We start from the raw sequence: 24,397 nt of genomic DNA, 5'->3' as shown, positions 1-24,397 counted from the left end.
CACTCCATAAAAAAATACGCACAGTAAAAAACACTGCGCGTATGTCTATAATTTTCTTAAAAACCAGTTAAATCAACGTCAAAGTCTGCGAATGTGATACCGATAGCTTCTTCACCTAAGTGAGTTCCAATTACAGGTCCGAAGTAACTCTTTATGAATGTTGTTTTAGAGAATACTGGATCCTCTTTTAACTGTGCAATCCATGCATCTGCTGATGCTTCATCATTTCCGTGTATAACAGTCATAATCATATCTTTACCATGATGACCGTCTGCATCGTAGTCCGATTTAACGAGTTGAATCACTTTGTCTTGTGCTTTTTTCATTGTACGAATTTTTTCTGTCGCAATAATTTTGCCGTTTTCAAATTTTAAAATTGGCTTGATGCGTAAGATTCCACCCAAAAATGCTTGTGCATTAGAGAGACGTCCACCTTTTTGTAAGTTTGTTAAGTCATTTACAATGAAATAAGAATTCATATGATTCTTTTGTTTTAAAGTATTCAACTCTTCTAACAGTTCGTCGATTGGTTTAATATCTTTATTTTGAGCTGCATATAATGCGAGAAGTCCTAGGGGTGTACATGCAATCTCACTATCCACCACATGAACGTTGATACCTTCTACACTCTTCGCTGCAGCTAAAGCATTTTGACAAGTTCCGCTGATTTCAGCAGATAAGTGTAAAGAAATTACATCTGTGTATCCGTCTTTGTTTAACTCTTCTAACAGTAAAATATAATCCCCAATAGACGGCTGACTTGTATTTGGTAACTTACTAAAACCTCTCATCTTTTCATAAAATTCTTCTGTCGTGATATCTTTACCCTCACGATATGTGTCTTCCCCAAAAATTGTATTCAATGAAATTGAGTAAATATTATTTTGTTTTTTTATTTCCTCTGATAGATACGCTGTTGAGTCTACTACAATCGCAACTTTCATTTGCTTGTCCTCCATACCCTTAACACTCATTAACAATAATACTATACTTACAGGCTATGTTAAACTATTTTTAGAGGTGTAAAGTAATGGAACAAACTTATATGAATTATAAAAATATTGATACCGAAATAGATATTAAAAAATCCAGGTTTATTTCACACATACAGCGAACGGAAACCGAAGAGGAAGCGCGAGAGTTTATCCAAAAAATAAAGAAAGAACACCGTGAGGCCACGCATAACTGTAGCGCGTATATTATCGGTGATAATGCACTGATCCAGCGTGCAGATGATGACGGTGAACCAAGTGGAACTGCCGGTGTCCCAATGCTCGAAGTGTTGAAGCGTGAATCACTCTATAACTGTACTATTGTTGTTACGCGTTACTTTGGTGGTATCAAGCTTGGCGCAGGTGGGCTCATTCGTGCGTACTCGCAATCTGCGGCTGAAGCTGTCAAAAAATCCGGAAAAGTGTTTTTAATACCGATGGTTCCGGCTGAGATTGTGCTCGATTATACATTTACGAATAAATTCGAGTATTTCCTAGGTAATGAAAACATTGAAATTAAGAATCAAGCATATACGGATAAAGTAACATATACGCTCATGATCGAAGACACAATGGTAGAGAAAGTGCACGAAACACTAAAAGAAATAACGAGCGACGCCTACCAAATGACTACGCGAGACGTAGAGATGGCTGAGCGCGTGCTCGTTCTATGAGGAAATCTTTTCAAATATTTTTTGCAAGAAGTTTAAAATTGGACGTTTGTTTGACCCAATTAAATCCGTCGCTTCTACAATGATTACCACTGAAAGTACGAGTAAGATGCAGATTAACACAGCACCTGTCACTGTTGATAAGTAAAGAATGATTGTAGCGACAGCAAATAATGTTGCCATAAAGTAAATCAGAATTACACTCTCACGGTGTGAGAATCCGATGTACTGTAATTTATGATGTAGATGTCCACGGTCAGCGCGAGTTAAGCTCACGCCTTCACGGTACCTTCTGACAGCAGCAAATGTGATGTCAATAAAGGGCACACCAAGAATAATGATTGGGAACAGTATCGAGAAAAACGTAACGTTCTTGAAACCGAGAATCGATAACACACCTAATACGTACCCGAGTAACATCGACCCATTATCCCCTAAGAAAAGCTTAGCAGGGTTGAAGTTATAGTAGAGTACACCAAGCGTTGACCCAATCAAGATAACACTGATCATCATGACAAAAATATTGTTTTGTAATATACCAATAAACGCGATGCTCGATAATGCAATGACACTCACACCTGCTGCGAGCCCATCAAGGCCATCAATCAAGTTGATTGCGTTGATGATGACTGCAATCCATAGGAATGTAAATGGAATTGCAAACACGCCGAAGTTCATCGTTATGCCGAATGGATTGATTGTGTCGATTATAATTCCGAAAAAGATCGGAATACTGATTACAACAAGTTGACCAAGGAATTTTACACTTGGCTTTAAGTCATATTTGTCATCGATAACCCCGAGAATAACGATTAGAGTTCCCCCTAAGATAATCGGGATATATTCTTTCTCCACTGGTTGAGCGATGATCACAGTTATTACAAATGAAACAAGGATCGAGACCCCACCGGAAAACGGCATCGGTCTCTCATGCTGCTTACGATGGTTTGGATAATCTACAAACCCAAATCGGTAGCTGAGTCTCATAAATAACGGCGCTATAATAAAGCTGATAATCGCGGATAATATTAATAAAAATAATGTATACATAGGCTCACCGTTCAGTTTAGTCCAATATACTATATCATATTTATAGCATCTATACTGAATTTTTATGTGTATACGTTTAATTAATTGTAAAATAAATGTATACTATTACAGATATCAAAAAAGGATGGCGACTGATATGGCACTTAATTTTATACTCAGTATTGCGCTCATTTTAAGTTGTATTTACATGTTTTATAGGATTCAATTCTTTGAGGATAAAAAACTCGTGGACTCAGATTTTTTCCAAGCATTTATGATGACATCCATATCTATCTTGTTGTTACTTGTCCCTATTAACCTTGGAACGGTCACTTTGAGCTTTTTCTACATACCAATCCTATTTTTATTACTGTATAATACCTTTGGCTATAAACTATTATCAACCGGAATTGTATTCGTTGTTTACTATTTCATTTTCGATAACGATCTCATACAGTTCTTTATATTCTTAGGACTCGTGATTCTGTTTTTCTTAATCGTACCGTTTATACGAACGCCTAAGATGACGATTCTTGTCGTTTCTAACTTTATTTTTACAGGACTGTATTTAGTAATGTTACACTTGTTTGTCGCACCAATCTCTTTGAATGCCGGGTTTTTGTTTGTGATTTTTTCATCACTTGCAACATTTTTAGCATCACTTTTTTACACCGATATTCAGAATTTAATTCGATTATATAAGCAAGTCGAAGAAGAGAAATTCTTTGACCCTTTGACAAAACTCGGTAATATCAAAACAATGGATACACATTTAGACGAGATGTTTTTAAAGAGTGATTCCATGAGTATTCTGCTCATTGATATCGATAATTTCAAACTGATTAATGACTTGCAAGGCTTCGAGTCTGGAGATCGTCTGATTAAGCAACTGGCAGATTTACTGAAAAACCATGTGCCAACTGGAGGCACTCTGTTTAGAAATACTGGTGAAGAATTTTCAATAGTATTGGGAGATCTAAATTTTGATAGTACGGTAAGACTAGCAGAAGGAATTCGTAAATCCGTCGAATTGACAAAGTTCCATGTTAATGAGTCACAAGTCATTAATATGACAGTCTCTATTGGGATTGGATTTGTCGATACGAAAGAGTCAACACGCAAAGATCTCGTGAAGATTGCGGACAGCATGCTGTTTGCCGCAAAAAAACAAGGTCAAAACCGAGTAATGTTTGCACCTATAGGATAAAGACCAACAAAAAAAGCCAGTAAGCAGTAACGCTTTATTGGCTCTATATTAATCTTCAACACTTGCTAGATTTTGTACTGTAATATTTGAATGAGAGTCATGCCACTTTACCGTTCTATTTTCAAAATAGAACGCTTGTGGAGATTCGTGTTTAATTTCAAAATTGTCTGCTATATAATTAGATAGCTCTCGATGATCTTGCACGATTAAATAATATCCGTCGATATCGCGCTCATAATGAAATTTCTTGAATTCTTCGAATGCGTTAATTGATATCGGGCATGTTAGACTATGCTTCATAAAGTAAAAGTAGGACTTTTCTTCAAGCAAACGTTTAAACGCCTCAATCGATGTTATTTTCGTTAGCATTTAATCACCCCTTCATCGGCTTTATTTAATTTATCACTTATTTATATTAAAATCAAATTAAAATTTGAAAAATATTTTATGGGAGGCTTTCACATGAATCGTCCGTTAAAACGATGGAATATATTAGATACAATCAATGCAACACTACTCATCGTTGTCATTCTTTATTTTATTGACTTTAAAAATAATGCGATGGTATCTTGGATATTCGTTATTGTATTTGCATTTTGGGCTATAACTTTAATTGCGCGTAATATCATGATTACACGAATGAAAAACGATCCAAATCATCCAATGCATACTCAAGATAAATCACAAGAATAAAATCAAGAAAAAGCTGGCTCTAGTTTTTAGAGTCCAGCTTTTTAACATTTTTGTGATATTTATCGGAAACTTTTTTTGACACTTCGAGTTTAGGTAAAATATTCTTAAGTGGATAGTTTCTTTCGTCCTCATATACCCTCATTAAGTTTGCGCGCTCCTCATAATATGATTTAAACGTGTAAAACATTTCAAGAGATAGCGTTCTGACTTCTTTGCCTTTATTAGTCTTAATAGCGAGTTGATTGATGCCAGAAATCTGTTCGTCAAGTAAAGGCATTAAGACATTTTTGATGTGTTCTTCTTTTTCTACAGCTGGTAAATCTTTCTGTAAAATCATCGCTTCAATTTCCAACGTTTCACTGTTATCATTGATGACTTTTACAAGTTCGTCAATTTCTTTTTTTTCAGCGTTACTGTGCGTTTCCTTAATTAGAGTATCTCTTGCTTTTTTGTTATTGAGCACTTTTTCACCATAATCAGATAGTTGCTTATTGATATCAACAGAACGCTGATAAATATCAAGGTATGCACGCAGTCCTTGTGCAAATTGTTTTTTCAGCTTGATACTTTCCAAATAAGAGTCATGAAGCATTTCGATCTCTTTATGTGTAACTTCAACACTGTTCGCCTTCTCTTGCATCTCTGTAGCAAGTGGAATGAGCGTCTCATCTAAAACTTCTAAATATTGATTGAGCTCTTCATTTTTAATTTTTAACTCTGTACCCACATAAATATTTTCAATTTTTGATGTATCTAACTGTTCTGCTGCTTTCGTGTATGTATGCTCCATATCATACACTGGCTGCATATTATTTAAATATTTTTCTTTGTCTTCTTTTAAGTTATCCCCACACGCTACTAACAAGAGTGTTAAAGTCGTGATAAGAAATATACGAATCTTATTCTTATTGAAGAGTCGCACGGATTCACTTCCAATCTACATGCTTTCTTTTGTAACCTATTTATTATAACATAACTTTTATGTCTTATTTTTAATTCTAGCAATAGTAGCTTATAATATAGAGTGATTTAAAAATGAAAGGATTTTTTAACCTTGAAACGATATGAAAACGAATTGAAGTCCTTGCTTCCTAATTCAACAATCAAAGTAGATGAACCGCTTAAAAACTACACTTATACGCATACTGGTGGTAATGCTGATTACTATATTACTGTTTACTCTCACGAAGATGCAAAAAATACGCTCATCTTCTGCAGAGAGAACAACATTCCAGTAACGATACTAGGGAATGGCTCAAATCTTATTATTCGTAACGGTGGAATACGAGGTGTTGTCTTAAACACGCTCGAGTTAAAAGAGATGATTCGAGAAGGAAATATTGTTTACGCCGGAAGCGGCGCACGTATTATTGATGTCTCTCGATTTGCTCGTGATCACTCACTCTCAGGCCTCGAGTTCGCATGTGGAATTCCTGGTAGTGTTGGAGGTGCTGTGTACATGAATGCAGGCGCTTATGGTGGCGAAATCAAAGATGTGCTTGTTGAGATTACTGCCGTGACCCCGGAAGGTGAAATCATCACCATTGATAGAGATGATCTTCAACTTGGGTATCGGAAATCCATTGTACAAAAAAATGACTATCTCGTGCTTCAAGCTACTTTTGAACTCGAAGAAAAAAATATGGCTTCTATCAATTCTGTGATGGATGAACTCACGCATCTCCGCGAATCAAAACAACCTCTGGATTTACCCTCTTGTGGATCAGTATTCCAGAGACCCCCTGGCCACTTTGCCGGAAAACTGATACAAGATTCAAATCTACAAGGCTATAGAATCGGTGGGGTTGAAGTATCAAAGAAACACGCTGGATTTATGGTGAATGTCGACCACGGTACAGGTAGTGACTACGAGGCACTCATTGCTCACGTCCAGGATGTTGTATTTGAAAAATTCGGAGTAAAGCTACAGCGTGAAGTTCGAATCATCGGAGAAAAAGATGAGGAAGAATAAAATGTAACCCGAAACTTTAAAGTTTCGGGTTTTTATCTTTAAGATACGCTTCAATTTAATATACTATTAAAAAAGCCAACCTCCAAGGGCTGACTTTCAGAAATCTTATTATTACTTGCTTCCTTGCACAATTGCATGGATTTCTTCTAATTGGCTCATTGCTGTTTTGTATCCACCTGAATTTAGGTACCACGTTACTGAATCTAATTCGAATATCGTGTCATTTTTCACAGCATCTACATCTTTAGTAACTTCCGTTTTAATTACGTCAATTTTTGTAGCATCTTTTCCATCACTGATTGCTGCTCCACGGTCCATCACAAGGATGATTCCTGGATTATTTTTGGATACGTATTCGTAACTCACCTGGTTGCCGTGTGATGTTGCTGCTTGCTTTTGTGTGTCCTCATCTGGAACTTCTCCAGCTGATTTGAAGCCAAGTGCACTATATAAGAAGTCATAACGTCCACCGATTCCGTGTAATGATAAATCTCCACCATTCGTTTGAATGAACATCATCGATTTTTCTGACGCTTCTACTTCCGAATGAATTTCTTCTACCTTGTTATCAAAATCTTCAACGAGTTTCTTGGCTTCATCTTGCTTATCGTACATTTCACCCAAGAACGTTGTCATCTTTTTAACATCATCAAAGTAAGTGTCAGGGTTCGCTGCAACATAGACAACTTTCGCATTTGGTGCAGCTTTTTTAAGTTCATTAATTGTGTCAGAGTTTGCTTGTCTACTTGAAATCATGATTACTTCCGGATCAAGCATCGCAACTTGTTCGAAGTCTGGTTCTTTTAACCCACCAAGGTTTGCGAACTTTTCATCTTCGAAATTCTTAAGTTCTTTACCAAGTACAGAGTTGCCGTCACCTTTTGGTAACCCGATAATATTATCATCTAATCCAAGTGCTGCAAATGTTGATGCGACACCGAGGTCCATCACAACCACTTTGTCTGAGTTTTTAGGTAGTTCAATTGTTTCTTTTACTGCTTCTGTATCTGAATCTGTTTCCGTACCTAACGCTAACTCATAATTATTTTCGTACGTTACAGTTTCACCTTTGTCTGTAGCATCTTCTGTTGAGGTTTCTTCTGTTTTACCACATGCTGCAATGATTAAAATACTCATAAATAATATGAGTAAACCTACTTTTTTGAAATTCATTTATTAATTAAGTCCCTTCCTTAGCCCCCACTAATTTTTGAACTATAGTGCACACACCACCTCCTTTAAGAGATTCGGTTTACACTCCAAATAATTCTTTAGATTCTGCTTCCTCACCGTCGAAGTAAATGCAGATTTGGTGACCACAAATATTTTGTATTTGGATGTCTATTTCATATATTTCACGCAGGATATTTTCCTGAATTACTTCGTCTTTTGTCCCACTGATTGCGAGTTTGCCGTCTTTCAGTGCCACGATGTTATCTGAATAACATGATGCAAAGTTGATATCGTGAATTACAATGATGATTGTCTTATTTCTTTCTCTACAGAGTCGTCTCAAGATTTGCATAATTTGTACAGAATGCTTCATGTCTAGGTTATTGAGCGGTTCATCTAAAAAGATATATTCCGTATCTTGAGCAATTGTCATTGCGATATATACGCGCTGTCTTTGACCTCCAGAGAGTTCGTCGATCATACGATCTTCAAATTCTCCGAGTCCCATATATTTTATTGCTTCGTCAATTTTTTCGTTGTCTTCTTTTCTTAAACGACCTTTACAGTATGGATAGCGACCAAATGCAATCAGCTCACGCACCGTGATATTTAAATCCAAGTTATTGCTTTGCTTCAGGATAGAGATTTTTTTCGCTAGCTCATTATCTGGCTTCGTGAATAAATCTTCACCTTCAAGTAAAACCTCACCTGAGTTTTTATCTAAAAGACGTGTAACCATTGAGATTACCGTACTCTTACCTGCTCCGTTTGGTCCAATTAGGGACAGAAGCTTGCCCTTTTCTATATCGAGTGAAACATCTTCAACTACTTTTTTTTCTCCATATGCCTTAGTTAGGCCTCTAATTTGGATCAAGCTCGACTCCTCCTTAGCATTAGATAGATAAAGTACACGCCACCTATCAAGTTAATAATAACACTTAATTCAATGTTATTCTTGAAAATGAACTGTACCACCATCTGTCCGATGAGCAGTGCAATGACACTGATCAGTGCTGTTCCTATAATGATATAAAAATGTTTGTACGTTTTAAAAATCTCATGCGACAGGTTAACTACGAGTAATCCTAAGAACATTATCGGTCCAACGAGGGCAGTTGACGCTGACACTAGAATCGCAACAATGATGAGTAAAAAGGATACTTTACGATCATAGTTTACGCCAAGGTTGATGGCATGGTCGCGTCCAAGTGCCATCACGTCAAGCGAGTGGAAATCCATCAGCAAGACTATAATCATAATAAAAACAAGGACACTCGTAATAAGAAGCAATGTTTCATTTGTTGAACTGAAGCTACCAAACAAGTTATTTTGTAAAATCATGAAATCTTCTGGACTGACGAGCACTTGCATGAATGTCGATAGATTCTGAAAAAACGTCCCCAAAATAATTCCAATAAGTAACAAGATAAACACGTTGTTCTTAGTTAATTTAAATAAATATTTAAATACAACTACTGTAAATAAAACGAGTCCTCCCATACTGAGAAAGTAGTTGTATGTTGAATTTAAAAGTAATGGTGAACTTACACCTGCTATAAATATAATCGTCGTTTGAATAAATACATATACTGAATCAAGTCCCATGATTGAAGGTGTTAAGATTCTATTTTTTACGATTGTTTGAAAGATGACCGTTGAAATTCCGATGGACAATGCAACAACAATTATCGAACCCGTACGTAATATTCGTGATGGTAACTGGTAGTGGATGATTTGGAAATTTATTCCATAAAGCAAATAAAACGCAATTAATCCAACTGATATTATTCCAAGCACGATGAGTTTGATTGTGTTCTTTCTATTCTTACTGTGATTACGCATGCTTCACCCTCCTAAAGATAAGAACGAGGAAAATGAGACTGCCAATAACTGCGATTACGAGTCCAACCGAAACTTCGTAAGGATAGATAATCACACGTCCTAAAATATCACACAACATAACAAATATTGCGCCGAGCACTGCCGTTAAGAATATTGTACTCCGTAAGTGATCCCCTTTAAATATCGAGACGATGTTTGGAACGATTAACCCTAAGAATGGTAGCATTCCAACAGTAACTACCACAACTGCTGTGATCGCAGCCGTTATGAATAATCCGATGTTTACTACACGTCTGTAATTAAGTCCTAAATTCTTAGAAAAATCCTCACCCATTCCAGCCACCGTAAATTGATGCGCGTAAAGAATGGCGATTATGAAAAGTGGAATGCTGATATATAAGACTTCATAGCGACCAGTCACAAGCGTTGAGAAGCTTCCATGCATCCAACTCGCAATAGATTGCAAGTTGTTAGTGCGTAAAGCTAGAAAGGTTCCAACGGATGCGACAACACTTCCTAGCATAATTCCGATAAGCGGCACGAAAATAATATCTTTAAACTTTATCTTCGTTATAATTTGCATGAAAATAAGTGTTCCAACCAAAGAAAGCGTTGTTGCAAATCCGAGTCTATATAATATGCTGATACTTGGGAAAAAAATCATCCCAATCAAAATCCCGAGCTGGGCCCATTCCATTGTCCCTGCAGTTGTTGGCGACACGAACTTGTTACGTGTCAACTGTTGCATGATGAGACCACAGGTTGCAAGTGCTGCTCCTGCGATAATAATGGAAACTGTTCTTGGTATCCGACTGTGTATTAAAACAGACATCTGTTGATCATCTAGTGAAAATATATCTTTTATTGGTAGACTACTGACTCCTACAAACAGGGAGACGACCGATAAAATAATAAGCAAGAAGATCATGATATCTAACCTGAATAATTTTTTAACCATAAGTAACCGCCTAATTGATAATGATTCTCAATGAAATCTATCTTAATTATACACAAGGTTTATACATTTACCAATATTCACAGCGTTTTTTCGGAATTTTGTCATTTTATGATACGATATGAAAATTAATGCCTCATAAAAATAACTTTATAAACAACAAAACACACCTACCCGCTGTAAAGTCGTTGTAGGTGTGTGTGTGCTAGTGAATTGTGATAGATTTTCCTGGTTGAAACGCAGAATTTCCTTCTAAAATTTCTAAGATGATGCGCGTTGCACTCACATCGTTCGTCTCGAACGTGTCATCACTGTCTTTTGGTCTGTAACTCAGCGTGTAAACATCAATCGCTTCCTTGCTGAGTTCTTCCGCCATAGATTTTGTCAGTCCGTTAATGGCACCAGTGATTGTGTAATACAAATTGTGCTCAAATACATCTTCCGTCGTTGGTTCTACCACGTTGATGATTTCAGCACGCTCACCGTCACGCAATAAATTGCGTAGTGTACGGATTCCAAGGTATGCGCCCCATGCATGCTCATGCATCAATCGATTAAATTCCTCGTATGATACATCGTAAATCGAGTTGTTTTCGGTGTGAATGGAGTGAATAAACACGATTCCATCTAGACCATCGAAAGTTGAATCGATTTTTTCTACCATATTGAGCCAATCAATTTCTTTCGCCTGTTCTAGAAGAAATACTTCGTGATGAACAGAACTAATTTCATTTATTTCTTCGAGTAGTTTTTCAAGTTCAGTATAGTTACTTCCTGATAAAATTAAATTATGATTTTGTTTCGCGAGTTCTACAGAGAGGCTTCTTCCAAGAGAAGATAGTGCATCTGTAATAATATAGGTTTTCATTGTTAAACCTCCAAAATAACTTCTCGCTTTATTATATCATCAAATGAAACTTCATTGTATGACTTTATAGAGATTCAAGTGCATCTGTATTTTACCTACACCAAAAGAGTGGATATCTACTAATTCTACTTATTTTACAGTAACTGCTTCAATTGGCATTGTGTGCTGATGCATTGCGTCTGTGTGAGCAATCACTTCATATGTACCTGTTTCTTCAAACGTGTAGTCAATTGTATAATCGCCGTTATCCTTATACTCTCCGTCAATCATCGCAAGACTTTCTTCACCTTTTTTCACTTCAAACATCATGCTATCCGCTTCAAGCGCTTCACCATCCATGAATACATGTGCTTTAAATTGAACTTTTTCACCAGCTGTAACTTCGGTTGGAACCGTAAGTTCCACTTCTAATGGATGAACTTCATCCGTATTTTCATGCATCGCATGATCCTCAGCTTCCGAGTTTCCGCAAGCCGCCATTGTAACCGCGATAAGTGTTGTCATTAATAATGTTAAAATTCTTTTCATTACATTCTCTCCTTTTATATTAGGCTATCACAGAATCAAATTATCCTACACAGTAAAATGTGGCAATTTATAGAATTTATAATCTAAAAACCTACGACGTATTTTGGTTGCAGGTGTATTGAGTTATCGGTGTACAGATTATAGCTTAATTTATAGGTGTTCCTTGTTACGCAAATTTTTTGTGGCTCTTTACGCACACACTGATGGTTTTCTGAAGTCTTCTGGACAGTATAAAATCATGTATGCCAATCGGCACCACGAAAAACAAAACACCCACCATCCTCGGATGGTGGGTGTGCGTATTTTAGTTATCAAACACGAAGTCTTCGTCTTGTAGTGGTTCTACATTTAGTGCAAGCACATAGCCGTCTCCTTTTACTGAGAAGAAGTCATGATTTTTTGTTGTTGTATCTAGTGCGTTCTCAATGATTGGGTTGAAGCCTTTTTCTTCGAAGTATGGTGGGTATCCTAAGTTTGCGAGTGCTCTGTTTCCGTTATATTTAACGTAGTTGAGCACGTCTTCTGTGAGTCCGATTGGATCGTACAAGCTCTTAGTGTACGCTTCTTCGTTTTGGTATAGGCCTTCAAGTAAATCATACATTTCTTTTTCTGCACGCTCTTGTTCTTCCGGAGTGAGTTTCTGGAATACTGTTTGTGCGTCAAGTCCAGTGAATACACCATGAATCGATTCATCGAGTAAAATCTTACGAATAATTTCGCCACTTGTGACCATGCGACCGTTTCCTGCTAAGTAGAGTGGGTAGTAGAATCCAGAATAGAACAAGAATGATTCTAAGAACACTGAAGCTACGCGTGCCATGTATTGATCATACATAGATGGATTTGGGTCGAGTAACTTGTGGTAGCGTCCAACAATTTGTTGTGCTTTATATTTTAAGTGTGGGTTCTTTAATACCCACTGATCTAATAATTCGTTTGTTTCTTTTGTAGAAATCAGAGTTGTAAAGATATGTGAATATGATTTCGCATGGATTTGCTCCATCATACCCATGAACGAGTATACGGCTTTCTTACGTAGGTCATCTGTATGCAAGAGGATTAAAGGCATGCCATCATCCGCTTGATGCGTGTCTAGACCAGTAAGCCCAGCAAGTACTTTCTTGAACGTTTCTTTTTCGTCGTCTGATAAACCAGCCCACGACTTGATGTCACGTGATACAGAGAATTCTGTGTCGACCCACATCTGAGCTAAGTTTTGTCTCCAGAACACGAGCGTTGTATCTTCTTCAACGTTCCAGTTAACAGCTTTCATCGATTGCTCTTTCATATTCATTCCCCTTCAAAGTTATACTGAACAGCTTGTACACTCTTCTACGCTGAGCAGTTTATTTCTAGTGTAATACAGTGATTTAAGGCCTTTGTGGTGCGCATAGATATATAATCTTGACAGTTCTCTAGTTGAGATTTCTGAGTTCACGTAGAGAATTGTACTAATTCCTTGGTCTACGTGCTCTTGAATTGTTGCGATTAAATCAATTAATTTCATTTGGTCTACGTTAAATGCACTCTTATAGAACCACATTGTTTGTTGTGATAAGAATGGCATTGGGTAGAATGTTTCTGAGTTACCATAGGTTCTTCTTTCAATGAGGTCAACGATCGGCATTACAGAGCTTGTTGCGTTTTGCACGTAAGAGATACTTTGTGTTGGCGCGATTGCTAAGCGGTAAGCGTGGAATAATCCGTTCTCCATCACTTCGTCGCGTAATTCTGCCCAGTCTTCTTTAGTGGGTACAAAAATATCTTTGAATAACGCAGCAACTTTGTCTGATTTTGGCAGGTAATCATTTTCAACATATTTCTTGAAGTACGATCCATCTGCGTAATCCGATTTGTCAAAATCTTTGAACGTCTCACCGCGCTCAATTGCAATTTGCATTGATGCTTGTAGTGAGTAGTAGTTCATCATCATGAAGAAAACATTTGAGAAGTCCTTTGCGTCTTCTGACTCGTATGGAATACCATTTTTAGCAAGGTATCCGTTTAAGTTCATCGCACCAAGGCCTACTGAGTGTAATTCCTCGTTTGCTTTCTTAACTCCAGGAGCGTTCGCAATAGAAGTATCGTCTGATACAACTGTTAAAGCTTCCATGCCTTCAAATACTGATTCGCGAATCTTACCAGAGTCCATTACGTTAGCAATATTTAGTGATCCAAGGTTACATGAGATATCTCTTTTAATTTCATCATCGGTACCGTAATCATTGATGATTGACGTTTCTTGTAACTGGAAGATTTCCGTACATAGGTTAGAAATCTTGATATCTCCAATTCCACCAAGTGGGTGTACTTTGTTTGCGTTGTCTTTAAACATTAAGTACGGGTAACCTGACTGAAGTTGTGTTTGTGCAATTGTATTTAACATGTCACGTGCATCTAATTCACGTTTCTTAATTTTATCGTTTTTAACGAGTTCATCGTACATCTCGTCCATATCCATGTCATCTAATGTAATTCCGTACTCACGCTCAACTGTGTGTGGCGCGAATAAGAAGAATTTCTTGTCATCTCTAGCAAGTTCAAAGAATTTCGTAGGTACAACGAGTCCTGTTGAAATTGTAGATAAACGTAGATCCTCATCGGCGTTTACTTTCTTAGTATCTAAAAACTCAGGAACATCGTAATGGAAGATGTTTAAATAAACGGCACCCGCTCCAGGGCGTTGTCCAAGTTGGTCTGCATAGCTGAAGCCGTTCTCTAAAGCTTTTGCTACTGGAATAACTCCTTTAGCAACACCTTCGATACCTTTAATTGCTTCTCCACGTGCACGGAGCTTAGATAAGTTAATTGCGACTCCACCACCGATTTTAGATAGCTGTTTTGCAGTTGAATCTACATAGTTGATTGAGTTTAGGCTGTCATCGACTTCAAGTAAGAAACATGATACCATTTCACCACGGCGTGCGCGTCCAGCGTTTAAGAATGTTGGTGTTGCCGGTTGGTATCTTTGCTCCATCATAGAAAGAATAAAACGTTTCGCACGATCTACGTCACCTTTTGCTAAGTATAGACTTACGATTTGGACGTGTTGTCTGTAGTCTTCTAAATATTGTTTTTTATCGTCAGTTTTAAGTGAGTAGTCTAGGAAGAACTTGCTCGCAGCCATGTAGCTCTTAAATTCAAATGGAATTTTGTTTGCATAAGCAATAATATCCTCTAAATCTTCCTCGCTATATTCTTCAAATAAGTTGTAGTAGAAGTTTTGGTCTACCAGGTAATGTAATCTTTCAAGTTCTGAATCGAAGTGGATTGTCTTCTTCTCCACTTCCTCCAGGAATACGTCAATAGCTTCTTGGTCTTTGTGAAGTTTATAAAATCCAGTTTCGTCACGCTGTGTGATTTCATTGTTTAATTCAATATGATTGTACTTTTTCTCGTCCAAAATTTTCATAGATGCTCCCTACCCTTTCTATCGTCTCTTTAAAAAGTGCGCGTTCCTTTTCGTTACCATGCAGCTCAAACTTGAGCATAAGGGGTATTCCGAATCGTTCGCTGATATGTTCTCCGGCTTTTGCGAAGTTTTGTCCCCAGTTGCGATTTCCTGTTGCGGCAACACCCACGATATTGTCCCTGTTCTCTTCAATAAACGTAGACACGATATCTGGTACCTCTCCAAAACCATATGTCGGTGTGATAAACACAAACGGACCATCGATTTTGTCGGTTTTCGTTTGTTCTGTCACTTCAAAAAGAGGGAGATCAACATCCACTCCGTTTAAAAAGCGACGTATATTACCCGTCATTGAATAATAGGCAATTGTCATGATTATCTCTCCCTCTTTATAGTAATAGTATTATAGCACGAAAACAGAACGTGTGTTCGCTTTTCGTGATTTCTTAATATTATCTAATTGTATTGTATTATTAATCAAACCACAATATATTGTGTCTGTAAAATTTTTTGACCACAATATGTGCGAATTAACAGTATTAATAATCTCATAATTCAGCAGCTAAAGCAAGTTGATTTTCTTACAAACAATGATTATATTTAACGAAATAGTCGCTGAAACGTTCATGCCATTGTGATAGACTTGTGATTAAATAATTTTTAGTATTTAATTTTTTGGGGGATATATGAATAACATCACAAAAGGAATCATCGCACTCATCATTTCATCTCTTGGTTTTAGCTTAATGTCATTCTTCGTAAAATATTCTGGTGATTTGCCAACGATTCAAAAAGCATTTTTTAGAAACTTTGTATCTATGCTCGTTGCTCTCGCCTTCGTTCTTTACTATAAAGAACGCTTATTCGGTAAAAAGGAAAACCAAGGCTGGCTAATTTTACGCTCCTCACTCGGCCTGATTGGTATTGTATTAAGCTTCTATACGCTCGATAAGCTCGTCTTGAGCGATGCAGACATCTTAAATAAACTTAGCCCATTCTTTACAATTATATTAGCGTCGATATTTTTAAAAGAATATATCAGGCGTTTTCAGCTTGTATCGATCATTATTGCATTCATCGGCGCATTATTTGTTATCAAACCATCATTTGAAAGTACAACTTTCGTTGCACTTATTGGGGTCATTGGTGCAATTGCTGCAGCTGGTGCATACACAGTACTGCGCATCCTTGGTCCTAGAGAGAAGTTCTATACAGTTGTATTTTACTTCAGCACATTTTCGACTGTTGCATTGTTGCCATTCTTCATTTACCAGTATGAAACGATGACGATATCACAGTTCACAACTTTAATCCTATCCGGTATATTCGCAGCAGTTGGACAATTTGGTCTTACAATCGCATATAGTTACGCACCAGCCAAAGAGATTTCTATCTTTGTCTATACAACGATTATTTTTACCGCACTACTCAGCATTGTGTTTTTTAAAGAGTATCCGGATATCTATTCTGTAATTGGCTATATTATTATCTTTGCAGCGAGCTTCTACATGTATATGAAAAATTTACCACCGAAGCGAAGTGCTTTGGACAGTCAAACAAATAAATAATCGCTTAAAACAGAATGAAATGGATGGCATTATAAAAAAACTCCGATGTTAAACCGGAGTTTTTTTATATTAATAGAACGAAACATTCTCTTCTTTTCTTGATTCTTTATATTTTTCAATAATTTCCATAAAGTGTGGGCTATAGTGCTTTAGTTTGTAATTCCCCATACCTGTGATATGCATCATATCTTTTTTAGTTGTTGGCATCTTCTTCGCAAACTCTCTGAGCGACACATCTGTAAAGATGCTTTCCTCATCAACGCCCTTATTCTTCGCTAATTCATGTCGTTTTTCAATCAGGGCCTGATAGAGTGTCTCATTAAATGAAGTATCTGTAGACACGTTTACAAGCTCTTTAAACTGTCTTCTAAAGGGTACGGAGTGCATTTTTGTCTTGCCTTCTAATATTTCATTTCCTAGCAATGGCACTGAAAGCATATCGTTTGAGAGATGTAAATATCCGCTCATCACGAGCTCATCGATGATGTGGTGTACATCACTTGGTTGATACCTAGAAAGTTTTCCAAAATATGGATGTTCTGGAAGTTCTGTATGAATGATATTTTCTGCTTGTTCTCCTCGCAATACTTGGATTGTTTTCTCTACTGGTAAACTAATCGTGTTTATAAGTCCGATGATGTGTTTTGATTCTTCAGTTATATCAATCGTTTTATCTTCACGTTGGCAGTTTGAACACATCCCACAATTCTCTACATATTCATCTGGATTAAAGTATTTGATGATAAAACTGGATAAACATTTTGTCGTCTTGTTGTATTGAATCATGCGTTCTAACTTCAAACGCATGTTTTCTTTCTGTTCTTCTGTAGCATTAGAACGTTCAATGAAGAACTGTTGAAGCATTACGTCTCGCGAGTTGGACAGCAAGATACATTCACTCAATTGTCCGTCACGTCCGGCACGTCCAATTTCTTGATAATAACTCTCGATATCTCCAGGTAAGTTATAATGGATAATAAATCGTATGTTGCGCTTATCAATCCCCATACCAAATGCATTCGTAGCAACAATGATATTTTTCTGTCCAGATACAAAAGCATTTTGATTATATTCACGTTCACTCTTTTTTAACCCTGCATGATATATCACGTTGTCGATGTCATTATCGTATAAGAAGCCACCTAACTTCTCTGCATCTTTACGCGTAGATACATAAATAATTCCCGGAGTATTTTTATGTTCCGCGATATATTTTAAAATAAATTGTTCACGTTGGAACGTCAGATCTACTGACAGCTTTAAGTTATCTCGTTTTACTGACGTCTTGAAGATGTTTTCTTTATTGATGGAAAGAAGTTCTATAATGTTTTCCTCAACGTCTTCGGTTGCTGTAGCAGTCAGTGCAATGTAATCTGCGTTCGGTAATTTTTCTTCTATAATTGGAATGACTTCTTGGTAGCTTGGTCTAAAGTCATGTCCCCACTTTGAAATACAGTGTGCTTCGTCGAATGCGACAAGTGGTACGTTTATTTGCTCCAATATATTCAAAAACGTCCTATTATTAAAGCGCTCTGGCGCAACATAAAGAATTTTTAATTCTCCGTTACGTAGGCGTGCCTCAACGACCGCTTGGTTTTTAGCGGTCATGTTTGAGTTGATATAGGCCGCTTCGATGTTGTTTTCTAAAAGTGCCTCAACTTGGTCTTGCATAAGTGAGATGAGAGGTGAAATGACGATTGTCGTACCTTCTAAAACAAGTGCGGGAATTTGATAACACAGTGATTTCCCAGATCCTGTAGGAAGAATTCCTAATGTATTCTTTCCTTCTAAAATCGAAGTGATGATTTCTTTTTGTTTAGGTCTAAATGAATCAAGACCAAACAGTTCCTTTAAAACACGTTCCATAACAATCATTCCCAGTAAGTGTGATATATCAAAAATAAATCTTATATATTATACATCAATTTTGAGTTTTTTTAAAGATGAGCGTTTTTTGTAAAAGTCAATTAAAAAACGAGCACCAATTTAGGCACTCGTATTTATACTACATTTTTTCTTTTACAAGTTCTTTTTTAATCTTGTAATCAATTGCTTTAAAGATCGTTTTTTTCCACATCTGGAACTTATACAGCTCTACGTGTGCGTCTTCTGCTTCAATCACTTTGAACTTAATGAGTGAACCATTCGTCTTCTGCGCGAGCTTATGCATGTGATAACTCGGAATCGTACCGATGTGTGGGAGTGATGTTGATGTGACAAAGTCATTAAATGCCATTACTGGTTGATTGTCTTGAATGAATACTCCACCCAAAATACCATAGTTATCAATTCTATCTGGATCAAATTCAATCTCTTCACCTTTAGCATAAATCGCAAAACGGTTACGCTCTCCAACAATTTTATACTCACGCTCTACAAGTTGTTCATATATATCATCAGGTGTATCGTCGCGACGAACGATATGGAAATCATCGGATAGACATATTTCTGCTAGCGCATACGTATCAATACCCCAAGATACAGTTTCATTATTTCTCATCATGTTAAAAATCTCGTCATGAAGTTCTGTGTAATCGCGGCACATGATGATCTCGTCACCAGACTCTAAGATGTTTGATTTCTCATATCGAATCCCTCCTGCCACCGCTAGGTAAATGCGTGATCCGTGGTTGATGTCCGTAAACTGCAATATGTCACCCTTGTCGAAGATGTAAATTCTATTTGGATAGATGACCTTGTCCCCAACTAATGCTTTAAAGAACGCGCCACTAAACGCGATTACAGTTGGTTCTGTAAATTGAATCACCGCAGGTCTGACCACCATCTCAACAGTATCTGCATCAACACTGTTTCCAACCAGTTTGTTCGCAAGTTGCGGTGATAGACTGTCCACTGCACCATTTGACGATTGAATGTTTGTCAGTAGCCCTTTATCTTGGATAATTATACTCATACTATTACGTCACCTACTACTTTCTTTAAAACTTCAAATGGAATTCCCGCTGGTTCAATCGTATCGTGGCGTTCCATTATCTTAGTTGGATTATATAGTAGATTCACTGTTGATTCTGTCACAATGAGTGATTCAAGTTCGTCTGACTTGTATGGAGCAAATCGTTCTAAAAAAGTTTGCCTTTCTTTATCAGTAAATACGCGCTTTACTTGAAATGTAATTGCCGCTTCCCCATTTTCAAAAAACATGTCTGTTACTCCTTATAGAAAAAGTTTAATTGGTCCGCCAAATAGTCCACCATATTACCTATGATGAGTGCCACAATGAATACACCGACAAGTACTCCCACAAATACGACGAGTACTGATACGATTTTGATGTTGTTTTCATATAGGTACGCGCTCACGTAATGGACGAACATAGCGAGCACAACTAACATTATGATTAATAGTATCGTAAACATACTTCACCTCTAGAAGAAGAGTGAGACTGGAATCATTTCTCTCAAGCTGTTGATAAGAAAGACTTCGATTTCCTCTTCCTGATATAACGATTTTAATTCATCCACAGAGTAATCTTTAAATTTTAAACGACCATCTTGTAACAATGATTCACGCATGACACCATTTAAAATTTCCACTTCTTTTGGCGTATAATACGTACCGTTCTGATAAACAACTACGTTACCGATGTTGAACTCTGTAATCATATGGTTGTTATTATAATACAAAATGAGTGGCGTATCATCTGTTGACCCAAAATATTGGTACCTTATCGTTGTTTTATGACGTAAAAAGTCATCTGGACCTTCAATGGGTCCGAGTACTTTCGCATTTGTTGAGTTCAGTTCTGGCACGGCATCATGTGAAAGCATAAGCCCATTTCTATCGAAAGTTGCACGCAGTCTATACACACCACTTAAGAGCATTTGGTTATTCACGTAGTCATTCACTTCATGTATTAGATTTACACGGCCATATCTAAAATGTTCCGCCGATTTTTTGAGACGTTCACTGTGAAGTTCAAGTCTTGGCACATAACCGTGGTCGATGCGCATCGTTTCGATTAGTGTCACTTTTGCTTGTTCTAAGAACTTCGTCTTTTGTAGGAGTTCGTCATACTCACTCTCTGCGCTTGAGTTGTACGTGATGCCACCACCTGCAGCATAAGTGTACTGTCCATCTTTAATTGACAGAGTACGAATTGGCACGTTAAAGACTGTTGTATTATCGCTGTATAGAATGCCGATTGCACCACAATAGATACCACGTTCAGTGGTTTCTAACGCTTCGATGATTTCCATTGTTTTTATTTTCGGTGCCCCAGTTATTGACCCACAAGGAAATAATGCGTCGAAAATTTTGTTTAACCCGAGCCCCTCATGTAACTCACCGACAACCGTCGACGTCATTTGGTATACTGTTTTGTACTTTTCAATTGTGAATAGTTCGGGTGTCTTCACTGTTTTCGGTTTAGAAATACGTGAGATGTCGTTACGTAAAAGATCAACAATCATCACGTTTTCTGCTTGGTCTTTTTTAGAGTTTCTTAAAAATTCATAACTTTCCTCATCTTTATGTTTTTCTTCGAAGCGAGGTGCTGTCCCCTTCATTGGACGCGTATGAATTGTTCTGTTTCCATCTATTTCAAAAAAGAGTTCGGGTGAGCATGACACGACCGTGTGCCCTTCGTGCTCGATGAAAATCGTATACCCACCATTATTATTTGCAACAAGTGTTTCATATAATGTGTGTGCATCTCCTGTAAAGTCGCCGTTCATGCGTGTCGTATAATTCGCTTGATATGTATGACCGTCGCGAATATAGCCTCTGACTTTCTCGATGTTTTCTATTGTTTGTTCTTTGGTTTCAGAAAAATGCATTGGTCCAAGTTCGAAGCTGCCGATTCCCCGGGTTTCCATGAATGCTTCACGAGAAACGGGCGCATCAAAAATCCCAATTTTAAATGATTCACGTGATGTGTCATGTGACTCGTAATCAATCATTACGACGGCATATTGGCCTGACTGTTGTGCCGCTTCTGCTTCGACTAATGCGTCATCAAGAGCGCTTGATTCGTCCAACACTTTAATTGGGTTTATGAAGTATAATTCTTCTTGTATGTTGTTGCGTGTAAATTTTGCGTGGACTCTCACTTTCTCTCCTCCAATGCAATTTCGATAAAGTTATATAGTTGTTCGTGACCGTACTCAGAAAGTATGGACTCCGGGTGATATTGTACGCCAAATAAAGGTAAATTTTTATGCCGAATGGCCATGCATACACCATTTGTTTCACCGACAATTTCAAACTCTTCGTTTTTTCCAATACACACTAAGCTATGATATCGTGTAGATAGCACTGGACTTGGAATATTTTTGTAAATAAACTTTCCATCGTGCGTTACGTCGTATGTTGCACCATGTATAGGACGCTCTCCACGTTCAACTCGGCCCCCTGTCATATGCCATAACATTTGATGACCAAGGCAAATTCCGAAAACCGGGAGATTATAGTATATTTTTTTCACGAATTCAATCACTTCTGGACGATCCTTTGGATGGGATGGTCCTGGAGAAATAATCACACCAATGATATCGTATTTATCAATTAAATCTGTATTTAATTCGTGCGGTTGCACGACAACGATACCTACGTCAAATGGGTTGGACTCTAAATAGTGCACCAAGTTATACGTAAAGCTATCGTAGTTATCTATCATTAATACATTCATATTAATACCTCTAAATTTTTATATACTTCAATCATATATGATTCAGTCTTTTTTTAAAAATAATTTTGACGATTTCAAAAAGTGTATTTTAATTTCTAAACATGTAAAATAGTATTCATTAAACTTCTGAATAATATGAAAGGAGCGTAATTATGGATTCCCATAAGCCACCAATTTGGACTAAAGATTTTATTACGATACTATTCGTAAATTTTTTTCTATTCGCTGCATTCCAAATGACATTACCTACACTCCCATTATTTATTCAAGAAATTGGACTGGATAATCGCTATGTCGGGCTCATCGTAGGAATTTTTACGTTTAGTGCATTGTTTTTAAGACCTATAGGCGGTCAATTACTCGACTCAATCGGACGCGGACCCGTATTTATTGGCGGTCTGATTATACTCGTCGGTTCACTGTATTCACTTGCATTCAGTGTGACACTCTCATTACTGCTCATTGTTCGAATCATTCAAGGAATCGGTTGGGGGTTAACAACAACTGCCACAGGGACAATCGCAACTGATTTAGTTCCTGCTGAGAGACGCGGTGAAGGTCTCGGTTTCTTTGGAGTAAGTGGTAACTTAGCACTTGCAATTGGTCCAGCGTTCGGTTTATTTTTAGTCGATCATATCAGCTTTAAATCCTTATTTCTTATCTGTGGATCGATCACACTCATCGGACTACTTCTCGCTTCTACAATTAAATATGTAAAACCAGCGCCTGAAGATCACACAAAAACACTGACATTTGATGTTTTGGAAATGACTGCGATTCCGGCAGCTATTCTTCTATTTTTTGTGACATTTACGTTTGGTGGAATCGCAACATTTCTACCACCCTATACATTTGAACTTGGATTTGATTCAAGTAGTGTGCAAATTTATTTCGTAATTTATGCGCTCAGTCTTTTATCTACTCGGCTATTCGCAGGACAACTGTATGACCGACGCGGTATGGTTGTTGTGTTTATACCAGGAATTGTACTCATCGTCATTGCTATGGTCATTTTATCTATCATGACGACACCTACAATGTTATATGTTGCAGCAATACTTTACGGTTTTGGATTCGGTCTCGTGCAACCAGCGTTACAAGCATACTCCGTCCAGCGTGCGGCTTTAAATCGACGTGGTATGGCAAACGCAACGTTTTTCTCAGCTTTTGATATCGGTGTCGGACTTGGGGCGCTGTCATTCGGATTCGTTGCGAATTATTTAGGTTATAGTTCAATTTATATCATCAGTGCTGTTTCAGCAGCACTTTCCCTCGTTGCATTCCTAATTATGCGATTTATAAAAAAATAATTTCAAAAAAATGTTTAATTAGAAACATACGTGGGAATTACTAACTATATGAAAAGTTAAAGGGGGAGAAATACTATGGGTTGGATATGGACAATTATTGTCGGTGGTCTCTTAGGATGGCTTGCAGGCTTAATCGTTAGCAGAGATATCCCAGGTGGTGTAGTTGGTAACATCATTGCTGGTATTGTCGGTTCGGCTATCGGTAACTCGTTAGGTCTGAACTTTGGACCAACAGTTGGTGGCATGAGTATTATCGGTACAATCATAGGTGCAATTATCTTAATTCTAATTGTGTCATTTATTTTTGGACGCATGCGCAAAAACTAAACAGTCTTGTAAATATTTAAATATGTAATTATAAAGCGATACTCTGTTGAGTATCGCTTTTTTTGAAGTCTTTCATTGGCATCATAATTGATAGATAATGTTTCGGATATTATTGGATTTAAGATGACTTTGACACGCATCTTTTTATGTTTAAAACAAGAAGTTCTTCTCGTTTTTATTTAATAAAAATACGCTATATGACA

At 37.3% G+C, this 24,397-nt stretch carries 26 protein-coding genes; 7 read left to right on the top strand and 19 right to left on the bottom strand.

The features are described from left to right. Window positions 1-56 precede the first annotated feature (56 nt). The gene (locus H9D55_RS00435; RefSeq protein ID WP_186075843.1) at window positions 57-944 is read right to left on the bottom strand and encodes a DegV family protein; all 888 of its coding nucleotides are present in this window, start codon (window positions 942-944) and stop codon (window positions 57-59) included. A gap of 86 nt (window positions 945-1,030) precedes the next feature. Here H9D55_RS00435 and H9D55_RS00430 point away from each other — a divergent pair, with 86 nt between their 5' ends. Beyond that, window positions 1,031-1,666 (top strand): YigZ family protein, encoded by a 636-nt coding sequence (locus H9D55_RS00430; RefSeq protein ID WP_186075841.1) that lies wholly within the window; start codon window positions 1,031-1,033, stop codon window positions 1,664-1,666. Here H9D55_RS00430 and H9D55_RS00425 read toward each other — a convergent pair. Further along, a complete protein-coding gene (locus H9D55_RS00425; RefSeq protein ID WP_186075839.1) occupies window positions 1,661-2,713 on the bottom strand; it encodes a glycosyltransferase family 4 protein in 1,053 nt (350 codons plus the stop codon). The genes H9D55_RS00430 and H9D55_RS00425 overlap by 6 nt on opposite strands. Before the next feature lie 136 nt (window positions 2,714-2,849). Between H9D55_RS00425 and H9D55_RS00420 the strand changes: the two genes are divergently transcribed. Continuing rightward, complete coding sequence (locus H9D55_RS00420) at window positions 2,850-3,899, top strand: GGDEF domain-containing protein (RefSeq protein WP_186075837.1); 1,050 nt, start codon at window positions 2,850-2,852, stop codon at window positions 3,897-3,899. Between the two features lie 48 nt (window positions 3,900-3,947). Here H9D55_RS00420 and ytxJ read toward each other — a convergent pair whose 3' ends face one another. Continuing rightward, window positions 3,948-4,268, bottom strand: a complete 321-nt coding sequence (gene ytxJ / locus H9D55_RS00415; protein ID WP_186075835.1) for a bacillithiol system redox-active protein YtxJ — start codon at window positions 4,266-4,268, stop codon at window positions 3,948-3,950. A gap of 93 nt (window positions 4,269-4,361) precedes the next feature. Between ytxJ and H9D55_RS00410 the strand changes: the two genes are divergently transcribed. Next, window positions 4,362-4,592, top strand: coding sequence for a hypothetical protein (locus H9D55_RS00410; protein ID WP_186075833.1), 231 nt, complete (start codon window positions 4,362-4,364; stop codon window positions 4,590-4,592). Window positions 4,593-4,611: 19 nt separating this feature from the next. Here the strand turns inward: H9D55_RS00410 and H9D55_RS00405 are convergent, their stop codons facing one another. Then, window positions 4,612-5,514 carry an EMYY motif lipoprotein gene (locus tag H9D55_RS00405; RefSeq protein WP_186075831.1) on the bottom strand — a complete coding sequence of 301 codons (903 nt, stop codon included), beginning with the start codon at window positions 5,512-5,514 and terminating at the stop codon, window positions 4,612-4,614. A gap of 132 nt (window positions 5,515-5,646) precedes the next feature. On the opposite strand from H9D55_RS00405, the gene murB reads away from it, so the two are divergent. After that, a complete protein-coding gene (gene murB, locus H9D55_RS00400; RefSeq protein ID WP_186075829.1) occupies window positions 5,647-6,564 on the top strand; it encodes a UDP-N-acetylmuramate dehydrogenase in 918 nt (305 codons plus the stop codon). A 111-nt stretch (window positions 6,565-6,675) separates the two neighbouring features. On the opposite strand, the gene H9D55_RS00395 is transcribed toward murB, so the two are convergent. The 9 genes from H9D55_RS00395 to nrdI all read right to left on the bottom strand — a co-directional run bounded on the left by H9D55_RS00395 (window position 6,676) and on the right by nrdI (window position 15,715). After that, window positions 6,676-7,737, bottom strand: coding sequence for a siderophore ABC transporter substrate-binding protein (locus H9D55_RS00395; RefSeq protein ID WP_186075827.1), 1,062 nt, complete (start codon window positions 7,735-7,737; stop codon window positions 6,676-6,678). A gap of 79 nt (window positions 7,738-7,816) precedes the next feature. Then, the gene (locus tag H9D55_RS00390) at window positions 7,817-8,611 is read right to left on the bottom strand and encodes an iron ABC transporter ATP-binding protein (RefSeq protein WP_186075825.1); all 795 of its coding nucleotides are present in this window, start codon (window positions 8,609-8,611) and stop codon (window positions 7,817-7,819) included. Beyond that, entirely contained in the window at window positions 8,608-9,579 is a 972-nt protein-coding gene (locus H9D55_RS00385) for an iron chelate uptake ABC transporter family permease subunit (RefSeq protein ID WP_186075823.1), read from the bottom strand. Before H9D55_RS00385 ends, H9D55_RS00390 begins: the two co-directional genes overlap by 4 nt. Further along, complete coding sequence (locus H9D55_RS00380) at window positions 9,572-10,537, bottom strand: ABC transporter permease (protein ID WP_186075821.1); 966 nt, start codon at window positions 10,535-10,537, stop codon at window positions 9,572-9,574. The genes H9D55_RS00385 and H9D55_RS00380 overlap by 8 nt, the downstream gene beginning before the upstream one ends. A 202-nt stretch (window positions 10,538-10,739) precedes the next feature. Next, complete coding sequence (locus tag H9D55_RS00375) at window positions 10,740-11,402, bottom strand: SDR family oxidoreductase (protein WP_186075819.1); 663 nt, start codon at window positions 11,400-11,402, stop codon at window positions 10,740-10,742. Between the two features lie 129 nt (window positions 11,403-11,531). Continuing rightward, window positions 11,532-11,930 (bottom strand): FixH family protein, encoded by a 399-nt coding sequence (locus H9D55_RS00370; protein ID WP_186075817.1) that lies wholly within the window; start codon window positions 11,928-11,930, stop codon window positions 11,532-11,534. A gap of 304 nt (window positions 11,931-12,234) precedes the next feature. Continuing rightward, window positions 12,235-13,203 carry a class 1b ribonucleoside-diphosphate reductase subunit beta gene (gene nrdF / locus H9D55_RS00365; RefSeq protein ID WP_186075865.1) on the bottom strand — a complete coding sequence of 323 codons (969 nt, stop codon included), beginning with the start codon at window positions 13,201-13,203 and terminating at the stop codon, window positions 12,235-12,237. 33 nt (window positions 13,204-13,236) lie between these two features. After that, window positions 13,237-15,342, bottom strand: coding sequence for a class 1b ribonucleoside-diphosphate reductase subunit alpha (gene nrdE, locus H9D55_RS00360; protein ID WP_186075815.1), 2,106 nt, complete (start codon window positions 15,340-15,342; stop codon window positions 13,237-13,239). Continuing rightward, on the bottom strand, window positions 15,305-15,715 hold the full coding sequence (gene nrdI, locus H9D55_RS00355) for a class Ib ribonucleoside-diphosphate reductase assembly flavoprotein NrdI (protein WP_186075813.1): 411 nt from the start codon (window positions 15,713-15,715) through the stop codon (window positions 15,305-15,307). The genes nrdE and nrdI overlap by 38 nt, the downstream gene beginning before the upstream one ends. Before the next feature lie 313 nt (window positions 15,716-16,028). Between nrdI and H9D55_RS00350 the strand changes: the two genes are divergently transcribed. After that, window positions 16,029-16,910, top strand: a complete 882-nt coding sequence (locus H9D55_RS00350) for a DMT family transporter (RefSeq protein ID WP_186075811.1) — start codon at window positions 16,029-16,031, stop codon at window positions 16,908-16,910. Window positions 16,911-16,979: 69 nt separating this feature from the next. On the opposite strand, the gene recQ is transcribed toward H9D55_RS00350, so the two are convergent. The 6 genes from recQ to H9D55_RS00320 form a co-directional block, all read right to left on the bottom strand. Further along, complete coding sequence (recQ, locus tag H9D55_RS00345; RefSeq protein ID WP_186075809.1) at window positions 16,980-18,776, bottom strand: DNA helicase RecQ; 1,797 nt, start codon at window positions 18,774-18,776, stop codon at window positions 16,980-16,982. Window positions 18,777-18,915: 139 nt separating this feature from the next. Next, complete coding sequence (locus tag H9D55_RS00340) at window positions 18,916-19,824, bottom strand: 5-oxoprolinase subunit C family protein (protein WP_186075807.1); 909 nt, start codon at window positions 19,822-19,824, stop codon at window positions 18,916-18,918. Next, on the bottom strand, window positions 19,821-20,072 hold the full coding sequence (locus H9D55_RS00335; protein ID WP_186075805.1) for a hypothetical protein: 252 nt from the start codon (window positions 20,070-20,072) through the stop codon (window positions 19,821-19,823). The genes H9D55_RS00340 and H9D55_RS00335 overlap by 4 nt, the downstream gene beginning before the upstream one ends. Before the next feature lie 5 nt (window positions 20,073-20,077). After that, window positions 20,078-20,287 (bottom strand): hypothetical protein, encoded by a 210-nt coding sequence (locus H9D55_RS00330; RefSeq protein ID WP_186075803.1) that lies wholly within the window; start codon window positions 20,285-20,287, stop codon window positions 20,078-20,080. Between the two features lie 9 nt (window positions 20,288-20,296). Next, the gene (gene pabB / locus H9D55_RS00325) at window positions 20,297-21,979 is read right to left on the bottom strand and encodes an aminodeoxychorismate synthase component I (protein ID WP_186075801.1); all 1,683 of its coding nucleotides are present in this window, start codon (window positions 21,977-21,979) and stop codon (window positions 20,297-20,299) included. Then, window positions 21,976-22,557 carry an anthranilate synthase component II gene (locus H9D55_RS00320; RefSeq protein WP_186075799.1) on the bottom strand — a complete coding sequence of 194 codons (582 nt, stop codon included), beginning with the start codon at window positions 22,555-22,557 and terminating at the stop codon, window positions 21,976-21,978. The genes pabB and H9D55_RS00320 overlap by 4 nt, the downstream gene beginning before the upstream one ends. A 152-nt stretch (window positions 22,558-22,709) precedes the next feature. Here H9D55_RS00320 and H9D55_RS00315 point away from each other — a divergent pair, with 152 nt between their 5' ends. Both H9D55_RS00315 and H9D55_RS00310 read left to right on the top strand, forming a co-directional pair. After that, window positions 22,710-23,867 (top strand): MFS transporter, encoded by a 1,158-nt coding sequence (locus H9D55_RS00315; protein ID WP_186075797.1) that lies wholly within the window; start codon window positions 22,710-22,712, stop codon window positions 23,865-23,867. A 75-nt stretch (window positions 23,868-23,942) separates the two neighbouring features. Next, entirely contained in the window at window positions 23,943-24,194 is a 252-nt protein-coding gene (locus H9D55_RS00310; RefSeq protein WP_186075795.1) for a GlsB/YeaQ/YmgE family stress response membrane protein, read from the top strand. Window positions 24,195-24,397: the final 203 nt, after the last annotated feature.

Origin of the sequence: Phocicoccus pinnipedialis (genome assembly GCF_903994035.1) — a bacterium.
In the GTDB taxonomy this organism is placed as follows: Bacteria; Bacillota; Bacilli; order Staphylococcales; family Salinicoccaceae; genus Phocicoccus; species Phocicoccus pinnipedialis.
The sequence above is the reverse complement of the archived record's forward strand: the minus strand, read 5'-3'. Positions and strand labels throughout refer to the sequence as shown.

Bases quoted from the DNA above. Each gene is read 5' to 3' on its own strand.
- ytxJ (WP_186075835.1), bottom strand. From the start codon at position 4,268: ATGCTAACGAAAATAACATCGATTGAGGCGTTTAAACGTTTGCTTGAA.
- nrdE (WP_186075815.1), bottom strand. From the start codon at position 15,342: ATGAAAATTTTGGACGAGAAAAAGTACAATCATATTGAATTAAACAAT.
- nrdI (WP_186075813.1), bottom strand. From the start codon at position 15,715: ATGACAATTGCCTATTATTCAATGACGGGTAATATACGTCGCTTTTTA.
- nrdF (WP_186075865.1), bottom strand. From the start codon at position 13,203: ATGAAAGCTGTTAACTGGAACGTTGAAGAAGATACAACGCTCGTGTTC.
- H9D55_RS00335 (WP_186075805.1), bottom strand. From the start codon at position 20,072: ATGTTTTTTGAAAATGGGGAAGCGGCAATTACATTTCAAGTAAAGCGC.
- H9D55_RS00430 (WP_186075841.1), top strand. From the start codon at position 1,031: ATGGAACAAACTTATATGAATTATAAAAATATTGATACCGAAATAGAT.
- H9D55_RS00310 (WP_186075795.1), top strand. From the start codon at position 23,943: ATGGGTTGGATATGGACAATTATTGTCGGTGGTCTCTTAGGATGGCTT.
- H9D55_RS00380 (WP_186075821.1), bottom strand. From the start codon at position 10,537: ATGGTTAAAAAATTATTCAGGTTAGATATCATGATCTTCTTGCTTATT.
- H9D55_RS00395 (WP_186075827.1), bottom strand. From the start codon at position 7,737: ATGAATTTCAAAAAAGTAGGTTTACTCATATTATTTATGAGTATTTTA.
- H9D55_RS00350 (WP_186075811.1), top strand. From the start codon at position 16,029: ATGAATAACATCACAAAAGGAATCATCGCACTCATCATTTCATCTCTT.
- H9D55_RS00340 (WP_186075807.1), bottom strand. From the start codon at position 19,824: ATGAGTATAATTATCCAAGATAAAGGGCTACTGACAAACATTCAATCG.
- H9D55_RS00385 (WP_186075823.1), bottom strand. From the start codon at position 9,579: ATGCGTAATCACAGTAAGAATAGAAAGAACACAATCAAACTCATCGTG.
- H9D55_RS00320 (WP_186075799.1), bottom strand. From the start codon at position 22,557: ATGAATGTATTAATGATAGATAACTACGATAGCTTTACGTATAACTTG.
- H9D55_RS00330 (WP_186075803.1), bottom strand. From the start codon at position 20,287: ATGTTTACGATACTATTAATCATAATGTTAGTTGTGCTCGCTATGTTC.
- H9D55_RS00315 (WP_186075797.1), top strand. From the start codon at position 22,710: ATGGATTCCCATAAGCCACCAATTTGGACTAAAGATTTTATTACGATA.
- H9D55_RS00435 (WP_186075843.1), bottom strand. From the start codon at position 944: ATGAAAGTTGCGATTGTAGTAGACTCAACAGCGTATCTATCAGAGGAA.
- H9D55_RS00425 (WP_186075839.1), bottom strand. From the start codon at position 2,713: ATGTATACATTATTTTTATTAATATTATCCGCGATTATCAGCTTTATT.
- recQ (WP_186075809.1), bottom strand. From the start codon at position 18,776: ATGGAACGTGTTTTAAAGGAACTGTTTGGTCTTGATTCATTTAGACCT.
- H9D55_RS00410 (WP_186075833.1), top strand. From the start codon at position 4,362: ATGAATCGTCCGTTAAAACGATGGAATATATTAGATACAATCAATGCA.
- H9D55_RS00370 (WP_186075817.1), bottom strand. From the start codon at position 11,930: ATGAAAAGAATTTTAACATTATTAATGACAACACTTATCGCGGTTACA.
- H9D55_RS00375 (WP_186075819.1), bottom strand. From the start codon at position 11,402: ATGAAAACCTATATTATTACAGATGCACTATCTTCTCTTGGAAGAAGC.
- H9D55_RS00420 (WP_186075837.1), top strand. From the start codon at position 2,850: ATGGCACTTAATTTTATACTCAGTATTGCGCTCATTTTAAGTTGTATT.